The organism is Halarchaeum nitratireducens (assembly GCF_017874695.1).
Taxonomy (GTDB): Archaea; Halobacteriota; Halobacteria; order Halobacteriales; family Halobacteriaceae; genus Halarchaeum; species Halarchaeum nitratireducens.
Genome location: NZ_JAGIKY010000014.1, coordinates 53491 through 79338, shown reverse-complemented (window position 1 = coordinate 79338; position 25848 = coordinate 53491). Strand labels below are relative to the sequence as shown.

General features: G+C 64.3%; 21 protein-coding genes. 10 read left to right on the top strand and 11 right to left on the bottom strand.

Translation table 11 applies throughout. The features are described 5' to 3' along the window. The first annotated feature begins 140 nt into the window (after positions 1-140). The 3 genes from J2754_RS13285 (at position 141) to J2754_RS13275 (ending at position 5549) form a co-directional block, all read left to right on the top strand. The gene (locus J2754_RS13285; protein ID WP_211087704.1) at positions 141-2651 is read left to right on the top strand and encodes a GcvT family protein; all 2511 of its coding nucleotides are present in this window, start codon (positions 141-143) and stop codon (positions 2649-2651) included. A 246-nt stretch (positions 2652-2897) separates the two neighbouring features. Then, positions 2898-3143, top strand: coding sequence for a hypothetical protein (locus tag J2754_RS13280; RefSeq protein ID WP_188879000.1), 246 nt, complete (start codon positions 2898-2900; stop codon positions 3141-3143). 1167 nt (positions 3144-4310) lie between these two features. Further along, positions 4311-5549: a mandelate racemase/muconate lactonizing enzyme family protein gene (locus J2754_RS13275; RefSeq protein WP_211087703.1), complete on the top strand. Its 1239-nt coding sequence runs from the start codon at positions 4311-4313 to the stop codon at positions 5547-5549. 173 nt (positions 5550-5722) lie between these two features. On the opposite strand, the gene J2754_RS13270 is transcribed toward J2754_RS13275, so the two are convergent. Further along, positions 5723-6196: a universal stress protein gene (locus tag J2754_RS13270; protein WP_188878996.1), complete on the bottom strand. Its 474-nt coding sequence runs from the start codon at positions 6194-6196 to the stop codon at positions 5723-5725. A 117-nt stretch (positions 6197-6313) separates the two neighbouring features. On the opposite strand from J2754_RS13270, the gene J2754_RS13265 reads away from it, so the two are divergent. Both J2754_RS13265 and xacF read left to right on the top strand, forming a co-directional pair. Next, the gene (locus J2754_RS13265) at positions 6314-7711 is read left to right on the top strand and encodes a GntP family permease (RefSeq protein ID WP_188878994.1); all 1398 of its coding nucleotides are present in this window, start codon (positions 6314-6316) and stop codon (positions 7709-7711) included. Between the two features lie 541 nt (positions 7712-8252). Next, on the top strand, positions 8253-9701 hold the full coding sequence (gene xacF, locus J2754_RS13260) for a 2,5-dioxovalerate dehydrogenase (protein WP_211087702.1): 1449 nt from the start codon (positions 8253-8255) through the stop codon (positions 9699-9701). A 123-nt stretch (positions 9702-9824) separates the two neighbouring features. Here the strand turns inward: xacF and J2754_RS13255 are convergent, their stop codons facing one another. After that, positions 9825-10598, bottom strand: a complete 774-nt coding sequence (locus tag J2754_RS13255) for an SDR family NAD(P)-dependent oxidoreductase (RefSeq protein ID WP_188878991.1) — start codon at positions 10596-10598, stop codon at positions 9825-9827. 97 nt (positions 10599-10695) lie between these two features. Here J2754_RS13255 and J2754_RS13250 point away from each other — a divergent pair, with 97 nt between their 5' ends. Beyond that, positions 10696-11736 (top strand): zinc-dependent alcohol dehydrogenase, encoded by a 1041-nt coding sequence (locus J2754_RS13250; protein WP_211087701.1) that lies wholly within the window; start codon positions 10696-10698, stop codon positions 11734-11736. A gap of 126 nt (positions 11737-11862) precedes the next feature. Here the strand turns inward: J2754_RS13250 and J2754_RS13245 are convergent, their stop codons facing one another. Then, on the bottom strand, positions 11863-12732 hold the full coding sequence (locus tag J2754_RS13245; protein ID WP_211087700.1) for a fumarylacetoacetate hydrolase family protein: 870 nt from the start codon (positions 12730-12732) through the stop codon (positions 11863-11865). Positions 12733-12926: 194 nt separating this feature from the next. Between J2754_RS13245 and J2754_RS13240 the strand changes: the two genes are divergently transcribed. The 4 genes from J2754_RS13240 to J2754_RS13225 all read left to right on the top strand — a co-directional run bounded on the left by J2754_RS13240 (position 12927) and on the right by J2754_RS13225 (position 18403). Beyond that, positions 12927-14273, top strand: a complete 1347-nt coding sequence (locus tag J2754_RS13240) for a substrate-binding domain-containing protein (protein ID WP_211087699.1) — start codon at positions 12927-12929, stop codon at positions 14271-14273. A gap of 14 nt (positions 14274-14287) precedes the next feature. Further along, on the top strand, positions 14288-15892 hold the full coding sequence (locus J2754_RS13235) for a sugar ABC transporter ATP-binding protein (RefSeq protein ID WP_211087698.1): 1605 nt from the start codon (positions 14288-14290) through the stop codon (positions 15890-15892). Beyond that, positions 15889-16878 carry an ABC transporter permease gene (locus tag J2754_RS13230; RefSeq protein ID WP_211087697.1) on the top strand — a complete coding sequence of 330 codons (990 nt, stop codon included), beginning with the start codon at positions 15889-15891 and terminating at the stop codon, positions 16876-16878. The genes J2754_RS13235 and J2754_RS13230 overlap by 4 nt, the downstream gene beginning before the upstream one ends. 349 nt (positions 16879-17227) lie before the next feature. Continuing rightward, entirely contained in the window at positions 17228-18403 is a 1176-nt protein-coding gene (locus tag J2754_RS13225) for a mandelate racemase family protein (RefSeq protein WP_211087696.1), read from the top strand. 131 nt (positions 18404-18534) lie between these two features. On the opposite strand, the gene J2754_RS13220 is transcribed toward J2754_RS13225, so the two are convergent. The 8 genes from J2754_RS13220 to J2754_RS13190 all read right to left on the bottom strand — a co-directional run bounded on the left by J2754_RS13220 (position 18535) and on the right by J2754_RS13190 (position 24984). Continuing rightward, positions 18535-19296 (bottom strand): IclR family transcriptional regulator, encoded by a 762-nt coding sequence (locus J2754_RS13220; protein ID WP_211087695.1) that lies wholly within the window; start codon positions 19294-19296, stop codon positions 18535-18537. Between the two features lie 244 nt (positions 19297-19540). Continuing rightward, positions 19541-19744 (bottom strand): hypothetical protein, encoded by a 204-nt coding sequence (locus J2754_RS16250; RefSeq protein ID WP_245333038.1) that lies wholly within the window; start codon positions 19742-19744, stop codon positions 19541-19543. Continuing rightward, the gene (locus tag J2754_RS16245) at positions 19741-19974 is read right to left on the bottom strand and encodes an ABC transporter permease subunit (RefSeq protein ID WP_245333037.1); all 234 of its coding nucleotides are present in this window, start codon (positions 19972-19974) and stop codon (positions 19741-19743) included. The genes J2754_RS16250 and J2754_RS16245 overlap by 4 nt, the downstream gene beginning before the upstream one ends. 132 nt (positions 19975-20106) lie before the next feature. Further along, positions 20107-20454: a hypothetical protein gene (locus tag J2754_RS13210; protein ID WP_211087694.1), complete on the bottom strand. Its 348-nt coding sequence runs from the start codon at positions 20452-20454 to the stop codon at positions 20107-20109. A gap of 180 nt (positions 20455-20634) precedes the next feature. Beyond that, positions 20635-21789 carry an ABC transporter ATP-binding protein gene (locus J2754_RS13205; protein WP_188878983.1) on the bottom strand — a complete coding sequence of 385 codons (1155 nt, stop codon included), beginning with the start codon at positions 21787-21789 and terminating at the stop codon, positions 20635-20637. Between the two features lie 4 nt (positions 21790-21793). After that, positions 21794-22720, bottom strand: coding sequence for a carbohydrate ABC transporter permease (locus J2754_RS13200; RefSeq protein ID WP_211087693.1), 927 nt, complete (start codon positions 22718-22720; stop codon positions 21794-21796). Position 22721: 1 nt separating this feature from the next. Further along, positions 22722-23669, bottom strand: a complete 948-nt coding sequence (locus tag J2754_RS13195; protein ID WP_211087692.1) for a carbohydrate ABC transporter permease — start codon at positions 23667-23669, stop codon at positions 22722-22724. Positions 23670-23691: 22 nt separating this feature from the next. Next, positions 23692-24984, bottom strand: a complete 1293-nt coding sequence (locus J2754_RS13190) for an ABC transporter substrate-binding protein (RefSeq protein ID WP_211087740.1) — start codon at positions 24982-24984, stop codon at positions 23692-23694. Positions 24985-25848 lie beyond the last annotated feature (864 nt).

Here is a 25848-nt window from a genome sequence, read left to right as displayed (position 1 = left end):
CTATCCGAATGAGCACCAATACCTCACCGAATATTCTGTTCTACCACTCGCGGGCCCCGGATGTTGCTCGGGGTACGTATAGGGCACAGATTATACACCCGGAAAGATATACCCGGAGACGACCCTCGTCTGCATGGTACATGAACACAGGGTCTACGCTCCCGGAGCGCGCCGACACGGTCATCGTCGGCGCCGGATGCGTCGGCTGTAGCGCCGCCTACCACCTCGCAGAGATGGGGCGCGAGGACGTCGTCGTCGTCGACCGCGGGCCGCTCTTCGAGACCGGCGGGTCGACCTCGCACGCGCCCGGGCTTGTCTTCCAGACCACCGGGAACAAGCTCATGGCGAACATGGCGTCCTACACGCGCGACCTCTACGACAGCTTCGGTGACTTTCGCACCTGCGGCGGCGTCGAAGTCGCCTATACGGAGGACCGCTGGGCATTCCTCAAGCGCAAGCGCGAGTGGGGGCGCTCCTTCGGCCTCGAAGGCGGCGAGCTCCTCTCCGCCGAGGAGGTCGTCGCGGAAGTCCCGCAGGTCGACGAGGACGCGATCCTCGGCGGGTACTACCTCCCCTCGGACGGGAAGGCGGACGCCATCAGCGCCTCCGCCTCCATGGCCGAGTACGCGCGGGACCGGGGCGTCGAGTTCTACGGCAACACCGAGGTCACGGACATCGAGACGTCGGGCGGGAGCGTGGACGCGGTCGCGACCGAGAACGGCCGCATCGAGGCCGACGACGTGCTCGTCGCCACCAACATCTGGGGGCCGCTCCTCGGCGACGTGGTCGACACCGACATCCCGCTCGTCCCCTGCGCCCACCAGTACCTCGTCTCCGACGAGATCGATGCGCTCGAAGGCGCCGAGCGCGAGGTCGAACAGCCCCTGCTGCGCCACCAGGACCACTCGCTCTACTTCCGCCAGCACGGCGAACGCTACGGCATCGGTTCGTACAACCACGCGCCGCTCCTCGTCGAACCCGAGGACATCTACGGCCCGGAGAGACTCGACGACCTCGGCCTCGAGTACCCCTCCCTCCGGGAGTTCACCGAGGAGCACTTCTACGAGAACACCCACCCCGACCACGACCGGACGGCGTACGACGCCGCGAGCGAACTCGTCCCCGCGCTCGGTGACTGCGAGTGGACCTCGCAGATAAACGGGATGTTCTCCTTCACGCCCGACGGGATGCCCATCCTCGGGCCCGACGAGGGCACCGACGGGCTCTGGTGGGCGCTCGCCATCTGGGTCACCCAGTCGGGCGGCGCCGGCAGCATCGTCGCTGAATGGATGGAGCACGGCACCCCGCGTCTCGACGGCGACGCCGTCGACGCGACCGGCGCGCACATCTCGCGCTTCCAGCCACACACCGGGAGCCACGAGTACACCTACGGCCGTGGCGCCCAGCAGTACCAGGAGGTCTACCAGCTCATCCACCCGCGCGAGCAGCCACGGAGCCAGCGCGACCTCCGCCGGAGCCCGTTCTACCACCGGCAAGCGGAGTTGGGGGCGGAGTTCTACGACAGCGACGGCTGGGAGGTGCCGCAGTGGTACGAAGTGAACGAGGGGTTACTCGGGGAGTACGACGTCCCGGACCGCCCGGAGTGGCTCGCACGCAACTGGTCGAAGGCTCACGGCGCCGAGCACCAGCACCTCCGCGAGAAGGTCGGAATGGTGGACATGACGACGTTCACCCCCATCGAGGTCGAGGGGTCAGGTGCCGAAGCCTTCCTCCAGGGCCTCCTGACGAACGACGTCGACGTCACGTCGGGGCGGATGCGCTACTCCGCGATGCTCGACGAGGACGGCGGCGTGCTCGCGGACCTGACGGTCGCGCGCTTTGCGGACGACCGCTACGTGCTGTTCACCGGCGGCGGGAGCTCCGCCACCCTCCACTCGCGGTGGATCACCGAGCACGCCCCCGACGACGGCTCGGTCGACGTCACCGTCCACGACTCGAGTCGGACCGGCATCGGGGTCTTCGGGCCCGACTCGCGGAACGTGCTCGTGGACCTCGTGGAAGCGGACCTCTCGAACGACGCGTTCCCGTTCTACTCCGCCCAGGAGACCTACCTCGGGAGCATCCCGGTGACGATGCTGCGCCTCTCGTACGCGGGCGAGCTCGGCTGGGAGATCTACGCGCCGACCGAGTACGGGGGTCGGCTCTGGGAGGCCATCGCCGACGCGGGCGAAGCCTACGACATCGCGCCGGTCGGGTGGGAAGCGCTCGACTCGACGAGCATGGAGAAGGGCTTCCGGCTCTGGGGGACGGACATCACGCCCGAGTACAATCCCTACGAGGCCGGCATCGGCTTCGCGGTCGACCTCGACACCGATTTCGTCGGGAAGGACGCACTCCTCGACGCCCGCGAGGACGGTATCGAGGAGCAGATCGTCCCCATCACGCTCGACGAGGAGGGGACGGTCATCGACGCCGGCCACCCGATACTCGTCGACGACGAGGTCGTCGCGTACGCCTGCCGCGCCGACTACGGCTACAGCATCGACGCCGGCATCGCGTACGCCTACCTCCCAACCGAGTACACCGATGTCGGCCGGTCCGTCGAGATCGAGTACGAGGGCGAGCGTTACGACGCCACAGTTCGCTCCGGCCCACTCTTCGACCCCGAGCGCGAGAAACTGCTCCGATAGAATCCGCGGCCCGCGACTCACGGCCCCCGCCCTGATGGTACCCGTCCGTCTCGACGACCGTTACGACCCCCGGAGTGGACCCGGCCGACACAACCACAATTTGTGGAATAACGTATGAAAGGTATCTGGGGTGTCGAGTCGATAGAACCACGGTAGCGTGGGTTTCGAGGCTTGAACAGGAGGATTCCCCAATCCACTATTTATAAATTCACAAAGCTTTTTGCGAACACTGGAGAGTCATTACCCATGGGAGGAGTCGAGCGAGGTAGCGACGACAAGCGAGTGAAGGGTGTGTTACGGTGTCCGCATTGCGGGGCCCACAGGGAGGACCAGGCGGCCGGAAACATCCCGCAGACCCAAGTCGACGAGTGCATCCCGACGGACGAGGACTGGAGCGTCGATCTCGTCAAGACGAGTCGCACTCGGACGATCATCTGCCAGAGCTGCGGGAAACCATTCAAGTGCATCTGGCGGTCGCTGACGCACTGGTGAGTCGCCCGTGAGATACACGATTCGCTGTCCGGTCGTAGCCGCGACCCAACTGGCGGTCACCGTCCGAGTGCGACGAGATAGTCGGTGACGCCCCGACAGACGTCCACGTCAGGACGCGAGACGTTCGGATGCACGTGACCACGGTGAGGTCCTCGCGGACGACACTACAGCGGACAGCACGGGGTGGGGGACGGCGTCGACTCGACGGGCGACGTCGGACCGCATCAAGCGAAGCGAGCGTGCATTGCACGCGAGCGGCGCGCACACGCGACGCCGAAGCGACGGACGAGGTCCCACAGTCCGTCGCCCGATTTTGTCAACCACACATAATTCTCCATCTAACCGTTTAGACGACTCATTCTTATATTTATGATTTTGTATCGGTCGAGTGCATCGACGCCTGTACCGTGATCAGCGTCGATCCACCGAGTGACGCCGTCGATCGGATCCCGAAGCTGACGAACGATCGGTTTGACGGGGCCGCACGCGTCGTTTAGCACCGATTGTCGTCGATCTCGAGACTCCCGGTCCGACCACGGGGCTGCCCGAAGTCGCCTGGTGGTGGGCCGTCGTTTCACTCGCCCCACGCGACTCCAGTCGAGCGCTCATCTACGATAAACAACAGTACAGCTAGCATATATTTAATCTGTTTGAACCGGCGTGGTGAGTCGGATGTCGAGCCGTCGCTGGCCCAGAGCCGCTCCCCGAGTACGCACCGACACGAATCGGTGGCGGTACGGGACGAATGGGGGCGTCCGATAGCCGTCTCGGTTCACAAATCGATCCGCGTCGCAGCACGCATGATCCGACCGGGCCACCGACCCCGACCACGCTCGATCGACGCTTCGTTCACCCAAGATGAACACTATTGGTTTACATCTATATCTTCGTAATCGAATGGGTTCGAGAGTGTAGCAGATGCTCACTCGGCTCCTCGGCACGTCCACTGTGGGGCAGCGATCGACGGGGAGTCGGTCATTCGTCCCTTCATACTGAACGCGAGTTTCGTGGGTTGACGTCCCGCGCCCGCTCGTTGCGGGTGGCGACACGGCGGCCTCGCGTTCGATCGATGTCCGTCCGTCTACGCGCGGACCGTCGGGAGCCCGATGGGGCGTCGGTGTCCAATGCAGAAGATTTACCATGACCGTTACTGACTGGGTAGATGCAATGGTCGACTACAACCAGCTAAGCGACCCGAACGCGGAGTACACGATGCGGGATCTCTCCGCGGAGACGATGGGCGTGACGAACGACCGAGGTGGGGTCCGGGACGTCGAGATCACGGACGTGCAGACGACGATGGTGGACGGCAACTACCCCTGGATCCTCGTTCGGGTGTACACGGACGCGGGCGTCGTCGGGACCGGCGAGTCGTACTGGGGCGGGGGTGACGCCGAGATCATCGAGCGGATGGCGCCCTTCCTCGAGGGCGAGAACCCCCTCGACATCGACCGACTCTACGAACACCTCGTCCAGAAGATGAGCGGCGAGGGATCCATCTCCGGAAAGGTGATCTCGGCGATCTCCGGGATCGAGATCGCCCTCCACGACGTCGCCGGGAAGCTCCTCGACGTCCCCGCCTACCAGCTCGTCGGTGGGAAATACCGCGACGAGGTCCGCGTCTACTGCGACCTCCACACGGAGAACGAAGCCGACCCGCAGGCCTGCGCCGCGGAGGCCGAGCGCGTCGTCGAGGACCTCGGCTACGACGCGATCAAGTTCGATCTCGACGTCCCGAGCGGCCACGGGAAGGACCGCGCGAACCGCCACCTCCGCAACCCCGAGATCGACCACAAAGTCGAGATCGTGGAGGCGACGACGGCGGCCGTCGGTGACCGGGCGGACGTCGCCTTCGACTGTCACTGGTCGTTCACCGCGGGCAGCGCGAAGCGACTCGCGCGCGAGCTCGAACCGTACGACGTCTGGTGGCTCGAAGACCCCGTCCCGCCGGAGAACCACGACGTCCAGCAGAAAGTGACGGACTCGACGTCGACGCCGATCGCCGTCGGCGAGAACGTCTACCGGAAGTTCGGCCAGCGGACGCTTCTCGAACCGCAGGCGGTCGACATCGTCGCGCCCGACCTGCCCCGCGTCGGGGGGATGCGCGAGACCCGCAAGATCGCGGACATCGCGGACATGTACTACATCCCGGTCGCGATGCACAACGTCTCCTCGCCGATCGGGACGATGGCGTCCGCGCAGGTCGCCGCCGCCATCCCGAACTCGCTCGCTCTGGAGTACCACTCCTACGAACTCGGCTGGTGGGAGGACCTCGTCGAGGAGTCGAACCTCATCGAGGAGGGACGCATGGAGGTCCCCGAAGAACCCGGCCTCGGCCTCACCCTCGACCTCGACGTCGTCGAGGAGCACATGGTCGCCGGTGAGACGCTATTCGACGAGGAGTGACCCGACTCGCCGGGCAAGCGATGCCTCGCGTCGCCCAACTCGACGAGGCGTAGCGAAACGGTACCTCATCGACTACCCGACACGCCTCGTCCTCGGGGTCGGCGCAGGGAGCGGGGCCGGCAGAATCGCTGTACTCGCGTCCGCGATCGAAAACGAGCTCGGCGATCGCGGCGTTACGTTTCCTCCTTCTCGCGCGTCTGAACGGTGACGAACCCGCCGAAGCCGAGGAGGACGCGCTGGATCCAATCGCCGAAGATCGCCTTCCCCGTCGGGGAGCGACGCCGGCCGGTGATGAAGACGTGGTCGGCGCCGTGGTCGTCGGCGGCGGCGAGTGTCGCCGTCCCGTAGCCGCCGTCGATGACTTCGACGACGACGTCGTACGAGATCTCGGTGTCACCCAAGACTCGTTCGACGTACTCGGAGAGGGCGTCCTCCGCGGCGTCGATGAACTCCTCCTCGTCGTCGTAGGTGATGCCTTCGACGCCGCCGAGGGCTTCGAACTTCTCGACACCCTCGCCCACGTCCCGCTCGGTGGCGAACGTCATCACTGTGAGCGGTGCGTCGGCACCACGTGCGTGCTCTTCGGCCTCGCGGAGGAGATCCGCGTGTGCGGGCGTCTCTTCGACGACGATCAGTCCTCGCTGCATACCCTCACCATCATTTTCGTGGTTGATAAGTGTGTTCCCGTCGCCGGGGGAAGACGTACTACCATATCCATAGTGTTTTTATACCACCCTCATTATTGTGGATGATGTAGAACTCCCATGCCAGCAGCACTCCCCGCCCTCACGGCGTTGGCTATTGGTGTCATAGTCGTCGTATTGCTACTCGTCGTCTTGGATCTCCCGGCGTTCGTCGGCCTCGTCATCTCGGCGTTCACCGTCGGACTGGTGAACGCTCTCCTCATGCCCGACGTCGCGTTCGGATCCATACCCGGCGATGTCGCGACCGCGTTCGGGAACAACATGGCCGGAATCGGTATCCCCATCCTGATGGCCGCGATCATCGGGAAATCGATGACCGAATCCGGGGCGGCGAACCGCGTCGTTCGCTCGTTCCAGTCGCTGGTCTCCGATGACAACGCCGACTTCGCCCTCTGGGGAAGCAGCACCGTGCTGGCCATCCCGGTGTTCTTCGACAACGTGTTCTACCTCATGGCGCCGCTCGCACGCTCGATGCGTGCGCGCATCGGGGATAACTACGCCCTCTACATCGCCGTCGTCGGCGGCGGTGGCACGGCCGCGCACGCGTTCATCCCCCCGACTCCTGGCCCGCTCGCCGTCGCACAAAAGCTCGGCGCGGGAGAGTCGATCCTCGGCATGACGATCGTGGTCGGTCTCGCGACTGCCATCCCCGCTGCACTCATCGCCGGCGTCGCGTACGGTCGCTTCATCAACGAGCGCGTGGACATTCCGCTTCGAGAGTCCATGGGCACGACCGCAGAGGACCTCGAGAACCAGGCCCAGAAACCGATCGAGAGCCTGCCGGGCTTCTTCGAGTCCCTGCTCCCGATCCTCGTCGCCGTCCTCTTCATCGCCGCCGGGACCTTCGTCGATACCTTCTCCGGTAGCTACCCGTCGCTTCAGGCCCTCGATCCGCTCACGAACTTCATCGGGGACGCGAACTTCGCACTCACCGTCGCGGCGATGGTCGCCGCCATCACCTACCTCCGCATGGACGACTTCCCGCGCCAGATCTGGCAGGACGAGCTCACCGAGGCGCTCCAGAACGGTGGGAACATCGCCGCGATCACCGCGGCCGGCGGTGCGTTCGGTGCGATGCTCGCGGCCTCCGGCATCGGGATGGTGATCGCGAACGCGCTCAGCGGCCTCGGTATCGGCCTGCTCATTACGGCGTGGCTCATCGCCGCCATCGTCCGCATCGCGCAGGGTTCGGCCACCGTCGCGATGATCACGACCGGCGGGATCATGGCACCGCTGGTGCCCGAGCTCACCGTCCACCCCGCCTACCTCGTCATGGCCATCGGCGCCGGCGGGATCACGACGTCGTGGTACAACGACTCCGGCTTCTGGATCGTCAAGGAGATCGGCGGTCTGACGCAGTCCGAGACGTTCAAGACGTGGACCGCGGTCACCTCGATCCTCTCCGTGGCCGCCCTGATCATCGTCCTCGTCTACTCCACGATTCTCCCGCTCGCCTGAGACGGCCGTTCGCCCCCTCTTTGCTGACGCCGCTCGTCCCTCCACCGACGCCGCCTTTTACACTACGAGTCCGTCGGCCGGTGGCGTGCCGGCGATCCCGCGTCGTCCCCGAGCGTCCGACGATCGCCTATCGCGGGCGTCCCCGCACTCCCAGCACGCCGATCGTACTCGCACGTCCGTTACCGCGTGCGCGGACCGCCTCCCCCGCGCCCCGTCACGTTGCGGCTCGATCGTTCGACTGGAGTGAACCCCGTCCTCTCTCGTCCGCTGAGTTATTGACGGGGGTATACACGTAAGACCGGGCGATTTCCGCCCGTTCGGGAGACGGCGCGTTCACCGTCTACGGATCGCCGGCGCTGCGATGGACTGGCCGCGTCGTCGCACGACGGCGCGAACACGTCGCTACCCCCACTCGACACTATCCCCACTCGTATCCCGTCTGACCGACATCTCGTTCATACTGAGTGAACGGTTTTCGTGGCAGGGCGACGCATGCCGAGACCGAAAGACCCCTTTGTAATGACGTCCAATGGGATATCGTATGGTAGATACACGCCAGAATTACGTCGGAGGGGAGTGGGTCGCAGCGAGCACGGGCGACACCGTCGACGTGACCGATCCCGCGAACCCGAGCGACGTCGTCAACACCTACCAGCAGTCGAGCGCCGCCGACGCCGCCGACGCCGTCGACGCCGCGGCCGCCGCCGCGGACGAGTGGGAAGCTACGCCCGCGCCCCAGCGCGGCGACGTCCTCCGACGGGCCGGCGACATCCTCGCCGACCGCAAGGAAGAGCTGACCGAACTCCTCACCGCCGAAGAGGGGAAGACGCACGCCGAGGCCGGCGGCGAGGTCCAGCGGGCGATCGACATCTTCCACTACTACGCCGGCAAGACGCGCGACATGGGCGGCGACGTCAAGTCCGCGAGCGGGACGGGGACGAACCTGTACACGGTCGACGAGCCGGTCGGCGTCGTCTCCCTCATCACGCCGTGGAACTACCCCATCGCGATCCCCGCGTGGAAGATGGCGCCCGCGCTCGCCGCCGGGAACGCCGTCGTCATCAAGCCCGCGTCCGTCGCCCCCGGGCCGGCACACGCCATCGTCGAGGCGCTCGACGAGGCCGGCATCGCCGACGGCGCGGTCAACCTCGTCACGGGTCCCGGAAGCGAAGTCGGGACCGAGCTCGCCACGCACGACCGCGTCGACGCCGTCTCCTTCACCGGGAGTAGCCAGGTCGGGAACACGGTCTACGAGCAGGCGACGGACGACCAGAAGCGCGTGCAGATGGAGATGGGTGGCAAGAACCCCACCCTCGTCATGGACAGCGCCGACGTCGCCGACGCCGCGGACATCGTCGCCGGCGGCGCGTTCGGCGTGACCGGGCAGGCGTGCACGGCCACGTCGCGCGCCATCGTCCACGAGGACGTCTACGACGACTTCGTCGACGCCATCGTCGAGCGCGCCGAGAGCATCGAGATCGGCCCGGGCGACGAGTACGAGATGGGCCCGCAGGTCTCCGAGTCCGAACTCGAGGGGACGCTCGAATACATCGACATCGCCGCCGACGAGGGCGCCGAACTCGCCGCGGGCGGTAGTCAGCCCACCGGCGATCGCTTCGGCGACGGCTACTACGTCGAGCCGACGGTCTTCACCGACGTCGATCGCGACATGCGGATCGCCCAGGAGGAGGTCTTCGGTCCCGTGCTCGCCGTGATCTCCGTTTCGAGCTACGAGGAGGCCCTGGAGGTCTGTAACGACGTCGAGTACGGGCTGGCCGCCAGCATCGTATCGAACGACCACTCCGAGATCAACCGCTTCACGCGCGACGTCGAGGCCGGCGTCGTGAAGATCAACGAGGCGACGACCGGTCTCGAACTCCACGTGCCCTTCGGTGGCTTCAAGAACTCCTCGAGCGAGACGTGGCGCGAACAGGGCGACGCCGGGCTCGATTTCTACACGATCTCGAAGACCGTCTACGAGAACTACTGAGGCGCCCTCTCGACGCCCCCATCGTCCGTTTCTCTCGATTTTTACCGAACGACCGACCTCGCGCGTCGCCTCGACGTTTCGTCGTCCCGATCGTCGCGGAGCCGAACGCGCGAGGCCGCCCCGTTAGAACGCGCTGTCCGCGAAGCCGCCGTCGACGGTGATGACTTCGCCGGTGACGTACGACGACGCGTCGCTCGCGAGATAGACCGCCGCACCGACGATCTCGTCGCGGCGGGCGACGCGACCGAGTATCGCGCGTTCGTCGATGCGTTCGCGCTTCTCCGTCCCCTCGGCGTACGTCTCCGCGTTCTGCGGCGTGATGACGAACCCGGGTGCGATGGCGTTGACGCGGACGTCGGGACCGAGCTCCTTCGCGGCCGCACGCGTGAACGCCTCGACGCCGCCCTTCGCCGCCGCGTACGCCGGGAGGTTCGCCATCGAGAGCCGAGCCGCCAGCGACGAGATGTTGACGATGCTCCCGCCGTCGTCGATCGCGGGCGCGAACGCCTGCGTGACGCGGCGGACGCCGTCGAGCGCGACGTCGGTCACGAAGTCCCAGTCCGCGTCGTCGATGCCGAGTACGGTCTCCCGAGAGATCGCGCCCTGTGAGGCGACGACGATGTCGATCCCGCCGAGGGCTTCGACGGCGGCCTCGCGGACGTCGGCGAGCGACTCCGAGTCGGTGACGTCACAGGTGACGCGGACCGTCTCGGCGCCGCGCGCCTCGATCGCGTCGCTCGTCTCCGCGACTTTCTCCTCGCTCCGACTCGTCGCGACGACGTCCGCGCCCTCGCTCGCAAAGCCGAGCGCGATCGCCTGTCCGATCCCGCTCGTCCCGCCCACGACGACCGCGCGCTTGTCGGCGACACTCACCGGTGTGTGCTCGTACTCGACCATACCAGTGCTGCGGAAACGTACTACATTATCGTTGTGGAATCCCGAAGATTGACGCGTATCCTATAGAGTTATGGTCGATGGTTACTGACCTGTCTGTATGCGAGGATTGGCGAAAGTAGAGCGGACAGCTGGCGCGCTAGAGCTCATCGACCGCGAGCGTCCCACGCCCGCCGCCGACGAGGCGCTCGTCGAGGTGGAGTACGCCGGTCTCTGCGGGAGCGACGCCGGTATTTACGAGTTCGAGTCGGCGTTCGAGCGCATGGACCTCCCGAACGTCATCGGGCACGAGTACTGCGGCACCGTCGTCGAGACCGGTGAAGACGTCACCGAGTTCGCCGCCGGCGACCGCGTCGTCGAGCGGCCGATCCGGGGCTGTGGCGAGTGTTATCAGTGTCGCATCGGCGAGTCGAACGTCTGCCAGGACGCGGTCATCACCGGCGTCGACCACGACGGCGCGTACGAACGCTACATCGCCGTCCCCGAAGACGCCCTCCACCCCGTCCCGGACGACGTGCGGTCGAAACACGCCGCCGTCGTCGAACCGACGAGCATCGCCGCGCGCGCCGTCATCGAGAACTCGCGCGTCGGCCCCGGTGACCGCGTGCTCGTCGAGGGCCCGGGTCCCATCGGGCAGTTGACCGCGCAGGTCGCGCGCGCGCAGGGCGGGGACGTCGTCGTCTCCGGCGTCGGCCCGGACACCGACTATCGACTCCCGCTCGCGCGCGAACTCGGGTTCGAGACGGTGACCGTCGGCGAGGACATGGCCGAGAAGCGCGCAGAAGTCACCGACGGCGTCGGCTACGACATCGTCTTCGACACGACCGGGCACCCCTCCGGCCTGACGACCGCCGTCGAGCAAGTCCGGAAGGGCGGGCAGATCGTGCTCGTCGGCCAGACCGGCGAGACGACGATGCCGTACTCGCCGCTCGTCCGCTCCGAGATCGACCTCCAGTGCTCGTACGCGTCGATGTACGAGGACTTCGAACGCGCGCTACGCATGATCAGGAGTCGGGAGGTGGACGCACAGACGTTCATCGACGACCGCTTCTCGCTGCTCGACGCCGACGAGGCCTTCGACGCGTTCGTCGACGGCCAGACGGTCAAACCCGTCTTCGACGTCTCCGAGCTCTACGACTGAATCCGCCGAGAGACGTAGTGGCCCGCGGACGCGTCCCGTGAACGTCCGCGCGTCGTAAGCGCGTCGTGAGAGAGACCACGTGCCGTCCCGAACCCCGAGGGACCCGACGGCCGCTCGAACGGACCTTCAGACCGTCCGGACGCCGTTCGTGAGCGTGCCGATCCCCTCGATGTCGATCGACACGACGTCGCCCGCGGTGAGGTCGAAGCCCTCGTCCGGCACGATCGATGTCCCGGTGAGGAGGACGGCGAGTTCGGGAACCGCGTTGTGCCGCGTGTAGTAGTCCGCGAGCTCCTCGCAGGTGCGGACCATCTCGATCGTCGACGTCTCGTCCGCGTAGATCTCCGCACCGTCGCGCGTGACCGACATGGACATCGAGAGATCGTGTGGATCGGGGATGTCGCCGGTGCTGACGATACAGGGACCGATCGAACAACACCGGTCGTATACCTTCGCCTGCGGGAGGTAGAGCGGGTTCTCACCCTCGATGTCGCGGCTGGAGACGTCGTTGCCGATCGTGTATCCGACGACGTCGCCCCGGTAGAGGACGATCCCCAGTTCGGGTTCGGGGACGTTCCACTCGGAGTCCGCGCGGACGCCGACATCCTCGTTCGGGCCGACGGTCCGTGACGGCGTCGCTTTGAAGAACACCTCCGGCCGCTCGGCGTCGTAGACGTCGACGTACATGTCGGGCGTGTCGCTCTCCGCTTGCCGCGCCTGCTCGCTGATCTGGTACGTGACGCCCGCCGCCCACACCTCTTCGGGGACGACGGGGAGGTCGCGATCGGACGCGACGTCGCCGGCGTCGATCTCGGGTGCGTCGTCGAGCACATCGGCCGCGAGGGCGTCGATCGAGGCGTCGGCGACCGACGCGGAGCGAGCGAGATCACGGAACCCCTCGAGTTCGGGCTTGGCGGCTGTGAGGTCGTAGTGCGTTCCGTTCGTCTCCGCAACGAGGTGACTGTCGGCACCCCGGCGTAGCTGCTGATAGCGCATGACAACTACGTCTCGGTTCCCGCTCTTAGATCTTGTGTTGACCGGAGGTGGCGGTCGGGAAGCGTGCGTACGCTCCCGACCCCACGAGTCGTACGCCCGTCTCATGGGTTGAGTTCGATGTACAGTTATTCACTGTCGTTCATCAACGATAGAATTATTAATGATGTTTACGTTGTTCCACTTGGTTAGATTATATGACTGAAAACGACAGGCGCAGTTTCCTGAAGGCTTCCGGTGTCGCCGGCACGGCGGCACTCACGGGGCTCGCGGGATGTGGCGGTAACAGTGGCGGCGGAGATAACGGCGGTTCCGGTGGCTCGGGTACCTCCTCGTCTTCAGATGGGAGCAGGCAGACGAACGTGAAGCCGTTCGGGATGGTCACCAACCTGCAGAATGACCAGTGGAAGGCGTTCGCCAGCGGAGTGCAGGAAGCTGCGAATGCGCTCGGTGCACCCGCGTCCGATCACAAGCAGAACGAGGGGCAGCAACAGAAGATGCTGAGCCAGCTTTCGACGGCGTTCACGAACGGTTACAACGCCATCTGCGGGACGCCGTATCAGGCGTCCGGCGTCCCAACCGTCGTCCGCAAGTGCAAGGAGAACGATGCCGGGTTCGTCGACTACTGGAACATCGCAAAGTGGTACACGCCGCTCGACGCGGGCGAGAACTTTATACAGTATCAGATCCCGGCCGTCGCGGAGACTGGACAGCTTACCGCTGAGATTCTCTTCGAGGCGATGGGTGGTGAGGGGAATTTCGTCCATATTACCGGTCCGCACGGGGCCACTGGCCGCAACCGGAACATGGGCGTCGAGAACGCGATGGAGAAGTACCCAAACATCACGAAACTAGACATGCAGCCGGGCGATTGGTCGCGGCCGTCCGGCCGGCAGGTCATGTCCTCCTTCGTATCGAAGTACGGGGACAAGATCGACGGCGTGTACTGCCAGAACGATGGGATGGGCCTCGGGGCGTACACCATTCTGAAGAACAACGACATGAACGTCCCGATGGTCGGTTACGACGGGCCGAAAGACGCCGTCAACAACATCAAGTCCACGAGCGCAGACGGCGACGGCCCGAATTGGGTCGCCTCGTTCTCCGCGAAGACGTTTTGGCAGGGCGGCTACGCCGTTGTTGAGGCGTTCGACTGGCTCAACGGCTGGCGGCCTAAGACCCCCGAGCGGATGATGTGGGGTGGCGGCGTCGTCGTCACGGACGACCCCAGTAAGTACCAGGGGAAGACGAAGACGGACTTCAGCGCGTCCTGGTCGAAGCCTGATGAATACCTCAACGTCGCCTACTCAGACGGGAAGTCTCCCTATGACTGGAAGAAGGCGTCGCGGACGCTCAACCCGGACAGCTGGGATCCGCAGAACAAGCTCGTTCCTATCCGGAAACAAGAGTTCAACCAGCTCAACTGGACGGAGTCAAACAAGCCGAGCGGGTACTCGATCCCGGACGCATACAGCGACTCGGGCTCTTTCGACGACGCCGAGACCCTCTACCAGAAACAGCACCAGACCGACCCGTACCAGTAGAACATCCCCTCCCAATGAGCACACCACATCCACGTGCCTCTCCGGACGTCGGCGTCAGCGGCGATGGTGACGGCGCGCTCCTGCACGTCGACGGACTCACTAAGCAGTTCAAGAACGTCACCGCGCTGGACGATATCACCTTCAACATTAACGAGGGCGAAGTCGTCGGGCTCGTCGGTGAGAATGGCGCCGGCAAGAGTACGTTGTTGAACATCCTCTCCGGTGTTTACCATGCCACCGAGGGTCGGGTCGTCCTCGACGGCGAGGAAGTCGACTTCGGCAGTCCCGCCGAGGCCGCCGAACACGGGGTTTCGATTGTCCAGCAGGAACAAAGCATTATCTCGAACCTCACCGGGTACGAAAACCTCTTTCTCGGCCGGTACAGTCAGTACACGAACGGCCCGATGCTCGACCACGGTGAGCTCCGCGAGCGCGGGGACGCCGTGCTCGCGGCGCTTGGGATCGACCTCGACCTTGACGCGCCCGTCCGGACGTACGAGTTCAACGAGCGCCAGATGCTCGAGATTGCCCGCGCGTTCAACACCGCCCAAGAGGCCGAGCACCCGATCCTCTTCCTCGATGAGCCGACGGCGGCCCTCGAGCAGTCGGGCCGCGAGGTTCTCTTCGACCGGATAAACGACCTGCGCGAGCAGGCGTCTTTCGTCTTCGTCTCCCACGAACTCGAGGAAGTCCTCGAGATCAGCGACCGCATCTACGTCCTGAAGGATGGGATGGTGGTGGACGAATTCACATCCACCGAAGCGACTGAGGAACTCCTCCAGGAGCGGATGGTTGGCCGGAGCACGTCCCAAGAGTACTATCGGACGGACGAGCAACGCTCCGTTGACGAGGGCACACCGACCGTCCTGAGTGTCGAGAGCGTTTGCGTGGATAGCTTCGTTCACGATGTCTCGCTGGACGTCTGCGAGGGCGAAATATTCGGCATCGTCGGCGTCGAGGGCAGCGGAAAGCAGGCGCTCGGACGGGCGCTGACCGGAGCGATCGAAACCGAATCAGGGACAGTTCGCGTCCATGGCGACTCCGTCGAGACGGGGTCCGTTTCGTCGTTCGTCGCCGCCGGCGTCGGCTACGTTCCTAAGGAGCGCAAGAGTGAGGGCGTCCTCCTCTATCAGTCGCTCCGCGAGAACGTCACGCTCCCCTCGATCAACACGGAGAAAATCCAGCGTGATCTCCCGGTGGTTGGCCGGGTCTTCCCGTTGATCGACTTTGACCGCGAGCAGGTGATGGCCGAGACATCCATTGCGGATCTTGCCATCAAGACCCCGGGCGCGGAGGCGCTCATGCACACGCTCAGTGGCGGGAACCAGCAGAAAGTGGTGATCGCGAAGTGGCTCCAGCGCGACGTTGACGTCCTCGTCTTGGACAACGTGACCCGTGGTATCGACGTCGGCGCGAAGGAAGAAGTGTACCGCGTCATCCGGCAGCTCGCCGACGATGGCGTTTCTATCGTACTCATTGGAGACGAACTACCGGAGGTCATTGGTATGTCAAATCGAATCGGCGTTATGCGACACGGTGAACTGAGGAGGGTAGTCCCCGCACCGGCGGACGACAAACCCGACGAACACACTCTCATCGAAGCGATGCTAGAATCATGAGCGAGGCACAGTCGGACTCCATGCTCGCTGATCTCTTCGAGGATCGAACGGTGCAGGACTGGGCACGCGACGCCGGTCCAATAGCGATGCTCATCATCTTGGTCGTGTTGTTCAGCGTGCTTTCGTCGTCGTTCTTTACGTTTAGTAACCTCGTGAACAGCGTGATGATGAACTCGACGATCCTCCTGTTGGTGGCGCTCGCGGCGACGTTCCCGATCCTCCAGCAGAGCATTGATCTCTCCGTCGCGGCGAACCTCGGGTTTTCCGGGGTTCTCACTGCGATGGCGATCAATCAGTTCGGTCCCGTTGGAATTTTGGTCGGGCCGATCGCGGGCCTCTCGGTCGGCCTCGTCAACGGCGTGGTGTTCGCAAAGGGGAAGATCCCCTCGTTCCTCGTGACGCTTGGGACGCAGTCGGTCTTCATGGGCGCTGCGCTCCTGATCACGAACGGGAGTTCGCAGCCCTACCGGAGTCCGTTCGTCCAAGAGTTCGCGATCGGCCACGTGATCCCGCACGTGCCGAATCTCGTCATCTGGGGGCTCGTGTTCTACGCGATAACGGTTTTCATCGCGTTCTACACGCCCTTCGGGCGGTACACGTACGCGCTGGGAGAGAGCGAGACTGTGACGGAACTCTCTGGGGTCCCGGTGGACCGTTACAAGATCGGCGTATTCGCGCTCTCGGGACTGCTCTGTGGGGTCGCGGGCGCGCTCCTCACGGCGCGCATCTCGTCGGGCGCCGCTGGGATGGGTTCCGGACTCCTCCTCCAGAGCATCGCGGGCGTCGTGATGGGCGGCACTGCACTCACGGGTGGGGTCGGAGGTCCGCATCGGACGATCATCGGCGTCCTCGTGATCGGGGTCCTCGCCAACGGGATGAACCTCATTGGTGTCGGATCGTTCACACAGGAGATCATCCTCGGCGTCGTCGTCATCCTCGCCGTCGCCATGTCCATGGACCGCGAGAAGATCGACATCGTGAAGTAGCCGTCACCAGTCGCTCTTTTTCCGGCGTTCCAGTGTTCGTCAGTGTGATCCCAGATACGCGTTCAGATATTGCCAACAGTCAATGGGACGGCTCGGCCATGTCGACAGACACCGTATCGTGGTTCGAATCCTCGCTTGATGCTGTCGCCGACCTTGAACACGTCCCGGGGTTCATCTTCTCTCTCCCCGAGCTGATCGCGGAAATCACGTAGTACACATGACGCTCGAAGAAGGAGACGTGATCGCCACAGGCACGCCCGTGGGCGTCGGCCTGTTCGAATACGGCGTCCACACGCCGGATCGGGTCTCGGCCACCAAGCTTTATCGCGCCGCCGTGGGTGTCTCACGTATGGCACCCGAGATCACCCGAATCGACAGCACCGAATTCGCGTACGAGCTGGCGGACGTGGGGACGGACGAACACGGGTTCAATCTCGTCTATGAGCCCGGGTCGACGACGACGCGCAAACTGTTCGCGCTCCGCGTGCACACGGACACCGGAATCACCGGCGAGTACGTCGGGGGGAACTCCCCGGGAGCGGCGCAGGTGAACATGTTCGCCGACTATCTGATCGGCAAGAACCCCCTCGAACGGGAGAAACACTGGAGCGAGATCAAACGCGCCCTCCGGAAGTACGACCGGATGGGAATCGGTCCCGTCGACATCGCGCTGTGGGACTTCGCCGGGAAGTATTACGACGCACCGATTCACGAGCTCCTCGGGACCTATCGGGAGCGAATCCCCGCGTACGCCTCCACGTATCACGGCGACGAGCGCGGCGGCCTCGACTCGCCCGCGGCGTTCACCGAGTTCGCCGAGGAGGCGCGCGAACAGGGGTACGCGGGGTTCAAGATCCACGGCTGGGGCGGCGGCGACGCCGCGCGCGACCTCTCGCGCGAGATCGACGCCGTCCACGCGGTCGGGGACGCCGTCGGCGACGAGATGGACCTGATGCACGACCCGGCCTGCGAGCTGGAGACGTTCGCGGACGCGCTGAAGCTCGGGCGCGCGCTCGACGAGGAGGGGTTCTTCTGGTACGAAGATCCCTTCCGGGACGCGGGGATCAGCCAGCACGCCCACCGGAAGCTCCGGCAGAAGCTCGACACGCCGATCCTCCAGACCGAGCACATCCGCGGGCTCGAGATAAAGTCCGACTTCGCCGCCTCGGAGTCGACCGACTTCCTTCGCGCGGATCCCGAGTACGACGGCGGCATCACGGGCGCGATGAAGGTGGCACGCGTCGCCGAAGGGTTCGGGATCGACACGGAGTTCCACGCGCCCGGCCCCGCACAGCGTCACTGCATCGCGGCCACCCGCAACGCCAACTACTACGAGATGGCGCTCGTCCACCCCGACGCGGCGAACACGACCCCGCCGATCTACGCCGACGGCTACGAGGATCAGTTCGAGACGGTCGACGACGACGGAACCGTCCCCGTCCCGGACGGGCCGGGGCTCGGCGTCACGTACGACTGGGACTACATCGAAGCGAACAGCACCGGCAGCCGCCACGTCTACGACTGACCCACCACGCCGTTTCGCGTCACCGTGAGTGAATGCGGGCGAGCGCGTGTCCCGAACCGGAGGCGATTCGTCGTCGACCCCCGTTCACTCTGTCTGAACGTCCGTGTTGACGGCGGGCGCGTCGGCCGCGTCTACGAGTAAGTCATGTTGAGCTCGACCACGTTGGCGGTGTCGCGAAGCGCGTCCGGGATCTCGGTATCGAAGCGCTCACCCTGCATCCGGCTGGTCGGCCCGGACACGCTGATCGCGCCGACGATCTCCTGCTCCGACGTCGTGATCGGCGCCGCGACGCAGCGGAGGCCGTCTAGTCGCTCCTGTCGGTCGTACGCGTACCCCCGTTCTCGGATCGTCTCGAGTTCCTCGTACAGCTCCCCGCGGTCCGTGACCGTCTGCTCGGTGCGCGAGGGCATCCCCATCGTGTCGAGGATCTGCTCGACGCGCTCCTCCGGCGTGTGTGCGAGGATCGCCTTCCCGAGCGCCGTGCAGTGGAGGTGCACCTGCATCCCGGCGTGCGTGTCGAGATGAACCGCCTCGTCGCCCCGCGCGAGGTACAGATAGACGCCGCGGCCGTACTCCTCGACCGAGAGGTTGACCAACTCGCCGGTCTGCTCCGCGAGCGCGTCGATCTCCGGCCGCACGATGTCGTAGATCTTGAGGCGGTTACGGGAGTACTCGCCCAGCTTCAAGAACCGCAGGCCCACGTTGTACTCCCCGTCCGCCTTCACGACGTACTCGATGTCACGGAGCGTATCGAGGTGGTTGTGAACCGTGCTCTTCGGGAGGTCGAGTTCGGTCGCGAGCTCGGTAACGCCCGCACCGTCCAGTCGAACGAGCGCCTCTACGATCGCGATGCTCGTCCGGGTCGCCTGAACCGTCGAGTTCTGTGTTCCCATGCTCCGGGTCTTCTACGCATACCCACTTATGTCTGTTCACCCTAGTGGGACACCCGTTCCGACCATCGCGTCGATCGCCCCACCCGATCGACCGGGAGCGTGGCGGAGTCGTTATCGATACCGATGGCGGCATCGGCGCGTGGCGAGTCGTTCGCCGCCGTCTGCGTAGCGGGAGCGCGCCGTCCGATGGATCGACGGGAAGTCCGTCGATTCCGGGGGTGCGGATCGAAAGCGGAGGGATGGCTCAGTCGCGGAGGAAGATATCGATCATGACCGCACCGATGATAACCGCGCCGGTCAACGTCTCCTGAAACGCGACCGACATCCCGTTCAGAACCAGGAGAACGGGGATGACGGCGATGACGAGCGAACCGAGGAACATGCCGGAGATACTGCCCTCGCCGCCGAAGAGATTCGTGCCGCCGATGACGACCGCGGCGATGATCAACAGCTCGAACCCTCGAACATCGACCCGAAGTACGTGATCGACAGGACGCCAGCGACGGCCGTGACGACTCCGGTGATGACGAAGTTCGTGATCTTGATGCGGTCGGTGTCGATCCCGCTCCGGTTCGCGGCTGACTCGTCGTCACCCGTCGCGTAGACGTGGTGTCCGCATCGGGTCCGTTGGAGGAGAAGGCCGAAGAGGACGACCAGACCGAGCACCCAGAGGACCATGTACGCGATTTCGACGCCCGCGATCGAAACTGTCCGAAAGGTCCGGACCTTCTCCCTCGAACGGGGTAGTCGACCGGAGCGGCGCGTCGGGTCACGGTCCGAAAGGTCCGGACCTTCTCCCTCGAAAGCACTCTAATTTCCGCACTTGAAGAAGCTGCCGCGGGGGGCCGTCACCGACACCAGCGCGTACGCGCCAAGTTCGGTGTCTGTTGGCGTGAAGTGGCGGTGGCGTACCGCGCTCTCGGCACCGCCGACAAGGACCACCGGCCCACGAACGTCGCGCTCGGCCAGTTGGCCCGTGAGCGCCGCTTCGGCCGCGCTCGAACCGAGACACGTCGGCGTCCACTGAGTCGGCGTCGGATCCCGATCAGTGAGCGCGTCCACGAGGTCCGTCTCGTGCCATGGATAGTGATCGACGACGGCGTCAGCTGGGATCTCCCCCTCCGCGAGCCGGTCGGCCTTGATGTTCGCCGTCAGCACGCACAGTTCTTCGCGGATCAGACAGGCGAACCCGTTCGGCCGGGCGAACCAGACGGTCGCGAGGCCGCGGACGTCAAGGTACGTGTCCGGCCGATCGAGTCGTCGTATACGTGTCGTAGCGACTGCGAGAAATTAAAATCGCATCCCGGGACGCATCGGAGTCCCGCGGCGATCGCCTACTCAGACGCGCGGCTCGTCAAGCTGGTCGCTCGAACCATCGAACGAGACCCGCCGGTTGTGGAGGGCCACGCCGGTTCTCGCATCGAACACATGGGCGGCGTCGTGTGGCAAGTGGACGATAACGGACTCGCCCTCCTCGATGCGACGCATTCCGTCGGCGATTGCGGTGAGCGACTCCGACGCGTCGGCGGCGAAATCGAGGTGAACGACGTGCTCATTCCCCATCGGTTCGACGACATCCACTGTCATCTCGAACTCGCGATCGCCGAGTGACACCGCTTCCGGGTCGTCGTCGAGGATCTCGACCGACTCCGGGCGGACGCCGAGGACGACGTCATCCGCGTCCTCGACGTCGTCGAGCACCGAGTCGTCAAACGGGTAGGTGAAGCTGTCGGCGACGAACCGGCCGTCGTCGACCGTCCCGTTGAGGTGGTTCATGTTCGGTTCGCCGAGAAACTCGGCGACGAACAGGTTCGCGGGGGCGTGATAGAGATCCAGAGGTTCGCCGACCTGCTGGAGTTCCCCGTCGTTCATCACAGCCATCCGGTCGCTCATCGTCATCGCCTCGGTCTGGTCGTGCGTGACGTAGACGGTGGTGACACCGAGGTCCTCCTGCAGGTGTTGGAGCTCCATCCGCATTGTCGCGCGGAGCTTCGCGTCGAGATTCGAGAGCGGCTCGTCCATCAGGAACACCGAGGGGTCGCGGACGATAGCACGACCGAGTGCGACCCGTTGCTGTTGGCCCCCCGAGAGTTCGCCGGGTTTCCGGTCGAGCAGGTCGGGGATGTCGAGTAAGTCCGCGACGGACTCGACGCGCTCCTCGCGCTCCTCGTCCGTGTAATCGGGCTCCTCCTCCAAGCCGAACTTCATGTTCTCCCGTACAGTCATGTGCGGGTAGAGCGCGTAGTCCTGGAAGACCATCGCCACGTCCCGGTTCTGTGGGACGCGGTAGGTGACGTCCGTCTCGTCGAATCGGATCTGGCCACTGGACGGCGTCTCCAGCCCTGCGACACAGCGGAGCGTCGTGGACTTCCCGCAGCCGGATGGGCCGACGAGGACGAGAAACTCCCCGTCCTCGATTTCCAGATCGAGGTCGTTCACGGCGACAACGTCGCCGAATCGTTTCGTCAGGTTGGATAGGTTGATCTCTCCCATAGTTTCAGGCTTCGGTTGCGAGTCCTTTGGCGAACTGTTCGGCGAACGCGACGTAGATGATGACTGTCGGAATCGCTGCGAGGAGCGACGCCGACATCCGAACCCCGAAGTCCATCCCGCTAACGGACGCACCGAGACTCGGCAGGACGAGCGTCACCGTCGCCGCTGAACTCGATGCATTCCCGATGAGCGTCAGCGAAAACAGGAATTCGTTGTAAATCTGCGTGAACTGGTAGATGAAGACGACGGCGAACATCGGCTTGCAGAGCGGGACGATGATGCGGTAGTAGATCTTCGTCACGCTCGCACCATCTATCATCGCGGATTCGACGAGCGATGTCGGGAGCGTCTGCATGTACGACCGGAACAACACCGTGATGATCGGGATGCCGTATGCGACGTGCGTGATGATCAGCGGCACGAGCACCGCATGGTTCTCCGTGAAGTACGGGAGCGATGCGACGTACGGCGCGACCATCTTCCCGAGCGGCAGGATGTTGTTCCAGAACCGCGCGAGCGGCACGAGCACGGCCTGATAAGGGACGAACACGCCCACCATGAACAGGCTGAGCACGGCGAGTTGGCCGCGCCAGTCCACCATCGTCAGCCCGTACGCTGCCATGCTCGCGAACAGCACGGTGAACAGCGTCGCCGGGATGGACATCACGAGCGAGTTGAGGAGTGGACCGCTGAGGTGGTTCCACGCGAACTGCGCGTTGTCAAGCGTGAACCCGTCCCCGAACGGCGGCAGGAACGGGAGCGTGCGGATAACCGCGGCGTCCGACTTGAACGCCGTCATCAACCCCGTCTCGAGCGGCGCGAGGAAGAACACGACGCCGAGCAGGACGAGCGCGTATAGCGCCGCGCGTGTCCACGTCAGATCGGTGTACCAGTCGACGAGGTCGTCGGTCGTTGGTGTGGAAACAGACATCTCAGAGACTCCCGTGTTTGTGCTGGTAGTAGAGGTACGGTGCGATGACGCCGAGCGCCAACAACAGCAACATCGTGGCGATGGCCGCGCCGTACGCCCACTCCGTGTACTTGAACGCACGTCGCACCATCAGCGTCGCGAGGATGTCAGTCCCGTTCGGCGGCCGGAACACGCCCGTGAGTGAATAGAGGAAGGTGAACGCCTTCAACGCGAACACCATCAACACTACCGCAGCGCTGACCGAGGACGCGCGAAGTTGTGGGATGATGACCCGGAGATAGATCCGCGCGGTGCTCGCGCCGTCTATCTTCCCGGCCTCGAACTGAGACGTAGGGATGGATCGGAGTCCCGCGAGGTAGACGACCATCGCGTAGCCGCTGAACTGCCAGACGAGGGCGAAGATCACCGCAGCGAGCGCGAACTTCGGATTCCCGAGGAAGTCGATCGAAGAGAGCCCGAGCGTCTTGATGGCGAGGTTCACGAGGCCGCTATCCGGATTGTACATCCACAGCCAGAGCTGGGCGGTGATGACGAACGAGAGCGCCATCGGGAGGACGTATATCGTTTGGATGGACTCGGAGTACCGGATGTTCCGGTCGAGGAGCACCGCCAGCGCTAGCCCGAGGACAAGGCAGATGACAGTGAACGCGACGAGCAGGACAAACGTGTTCTGCGCGGCCGTCCAGAATGTCGAGCTGCCGAAGGCCCGCGCGTACATCTCGAAGTCGAGATGAGAGTAGCTCGCGGACGCCAACCCCTCGTAGTCGGTCAGCGAGATGAGAACGTTCCAGCCGATTCCGGCATAGACGGCGCTCCCCATGAGAAGGAACGGGATCCCCCAGAACGGGAGTGATCGGACGAACGTCCCGTTGACGAAGTGCTGGAGCCGCTCCGAGAACGGCCTCTCATCCGTCCGGCCCGCGTGATCGGTCGGGTTCTGTGTGACCATGTATTGTCGTGGGAGAACGGTCTCAGCTGCTCACCGCGGAGACGAGCGCGTCCGCCGTCTTGTCGACGTGGAATGGCCCCATGAAGTCGTTCCCGAACGCGCTCTTGAGGTCGCCGAGCGTCTTCGGGGAGACAGCGAGTCCATGAGCCGTCGTCGGCGGGAGCTGGTCCGCCGAGAGGAGGTCCTTGTAGGTCATCTTCAGGAACGGCGTGAGCTTCTCCGGGTCGATATCGTTGCGCGGCGGTACCGACCCCTTCGGGTTGTTGAACGTCACTTGGGCCTTCTTCGACCCGACGAACTTCTCCCACGTTTTCGTCGTGTCCGGGGACGGGTTGTTCGCCGTCGCGATGAAGGAGTCGAGGTGGAAGACGTACAACCCCTCCGTCCCGGGGAAAGGGATCCAGTCCCAGTCCTCTTTGTACTTGAAGCTCTCGTCGGCGCGGTACATCCCGTACATCCAGTTCCCCTCGTGAATACAGCCCGCCTTCCCGGACATCACCTTCGAGTTCGCCGTGGTGTAGTTGATCGAGGAAGAGTCGTTGTTGATGTAGTTCTCTAGGATGGTCTTTTCAGTCTCGAGGGCGTCGGCGATGTCGCTCCGGTTGGGGTTCCCGTTGATGAAGTTCATATACGACTCCACGCCGGCCTGCCCCATGAGAATCTCCGTGAACAGCTGGAGGTTCGTGAATGGCGCCTTCATCGCCTGTGCCATCCCGACGGCGTCCGTGTTCTTCTGGATCTTTTCGAGCGCGTCAACGAGCGATGAAGGGTCTGTGAGGTCTTCGGCGTTCACGCCCGCCTCCTCGAAGACGTGGACGTTGTAGAAGAGGTTGTTCAGCCGGTGGGAGCCGATGGGAACCGTCGGCATTATCCCGTTGAACTTACATTTCTCGACCGCCGGGTCGAATATCTTGTCCTTCAGACCGTTTGCGTCCCAGACGTCTTCTTCGAGGTCCATGAGTGCGCCCTCGTACCGCTGGAGGTTCTTCCCTGGCCAGTTGGCGAAGGAACTCATCGGGTTGTTATTCGCGAGCCGGCGCGTCACCGTTGCGTTCAGGCTGACGTTCGCGCTCCCGCCGACCGCCTTGATATTGGTCTTGACCTCGGGGTGCGTGTTTTTGAATTCTTGCTTGAGCGCCTCGATCGCGTTGCTACCGTCTCCCCCGGTCCACCCGTGGAGAACTTCGAGGGTTCCGCCGGATGATCCTGATCCACTACTCTGACTACCGGACCCGCCGCTATTGTTTTCGCCGCCGCCGGAACTCCCGCCGCAACCGGCGAGCGCGCTCGCGCCGAGCGCACCGAGACTGGCCATAACTTTGCGCCTGTTCGTAATGAAATCGGTGGATGGGATGTCGTTCGCCATCGTTCGTTACATTCGCCGCGGTAGACGCATATAGTACTTGTGGTGTCATATCTCTCGATCTTGGGGGATACGTCGCTGGCCAGCCCGCTGGCGCGTCGCGTCCAGACCGCGTTAGACTGGGACCGTCCAACTGACCAGGCGTCCCATGTTCTTGATGTCGATTCTGACCTCGTCATCCCCGGTGAGCGTGAAACTGTCTGACGGTACGAGCCCCCGTCCCCCTGAGCAACACCACTCTCTGGAGGTCGTTGTGCTGGTCGAGGCACCCGACGAGTATCTCCAATCATGTTGTCATCTCACTCGTTGACGCCGTCCTCTCGTACACCCGTCTACCGTCGCGCGTCGTCGTGAGGTCATAGGCGTCGTCCGACGCGTCGACGGCATCAGGAGACGTCGCTACGGTACTCTAGGCCGTTCGTGGGCGGTAGTGGTATCATGTGCGTATAATACACTGAGGATGACAAGATAATATCACCGCGGGCAGGACGGTCGGGTGGCGGGCCGATACGCTATGGGGCCGACGACGGCGGATCGATCGTGCGATTGCGTTCACACCGTACAGGGCGGCGATGGCACGCCTGCACCCGCGGTGACGGCCGACTCACCGATCCGTTCTGAAATACAGAACAAACCACACGGATGTTGGGCCGAAGGCTTACAAAGATATTAATGTAAAATACCTCTGTACGACGGCGAAACGGGGTCCACGCTGTTCTCTATTTTCGACGCTAATGGTTGGGGTCGACCTCGATCATGTTCGCCGCACTCCTTGGCGAGGAGGGTAGCGAGTTCGCCGGTCCCGTCTTTCGCGGT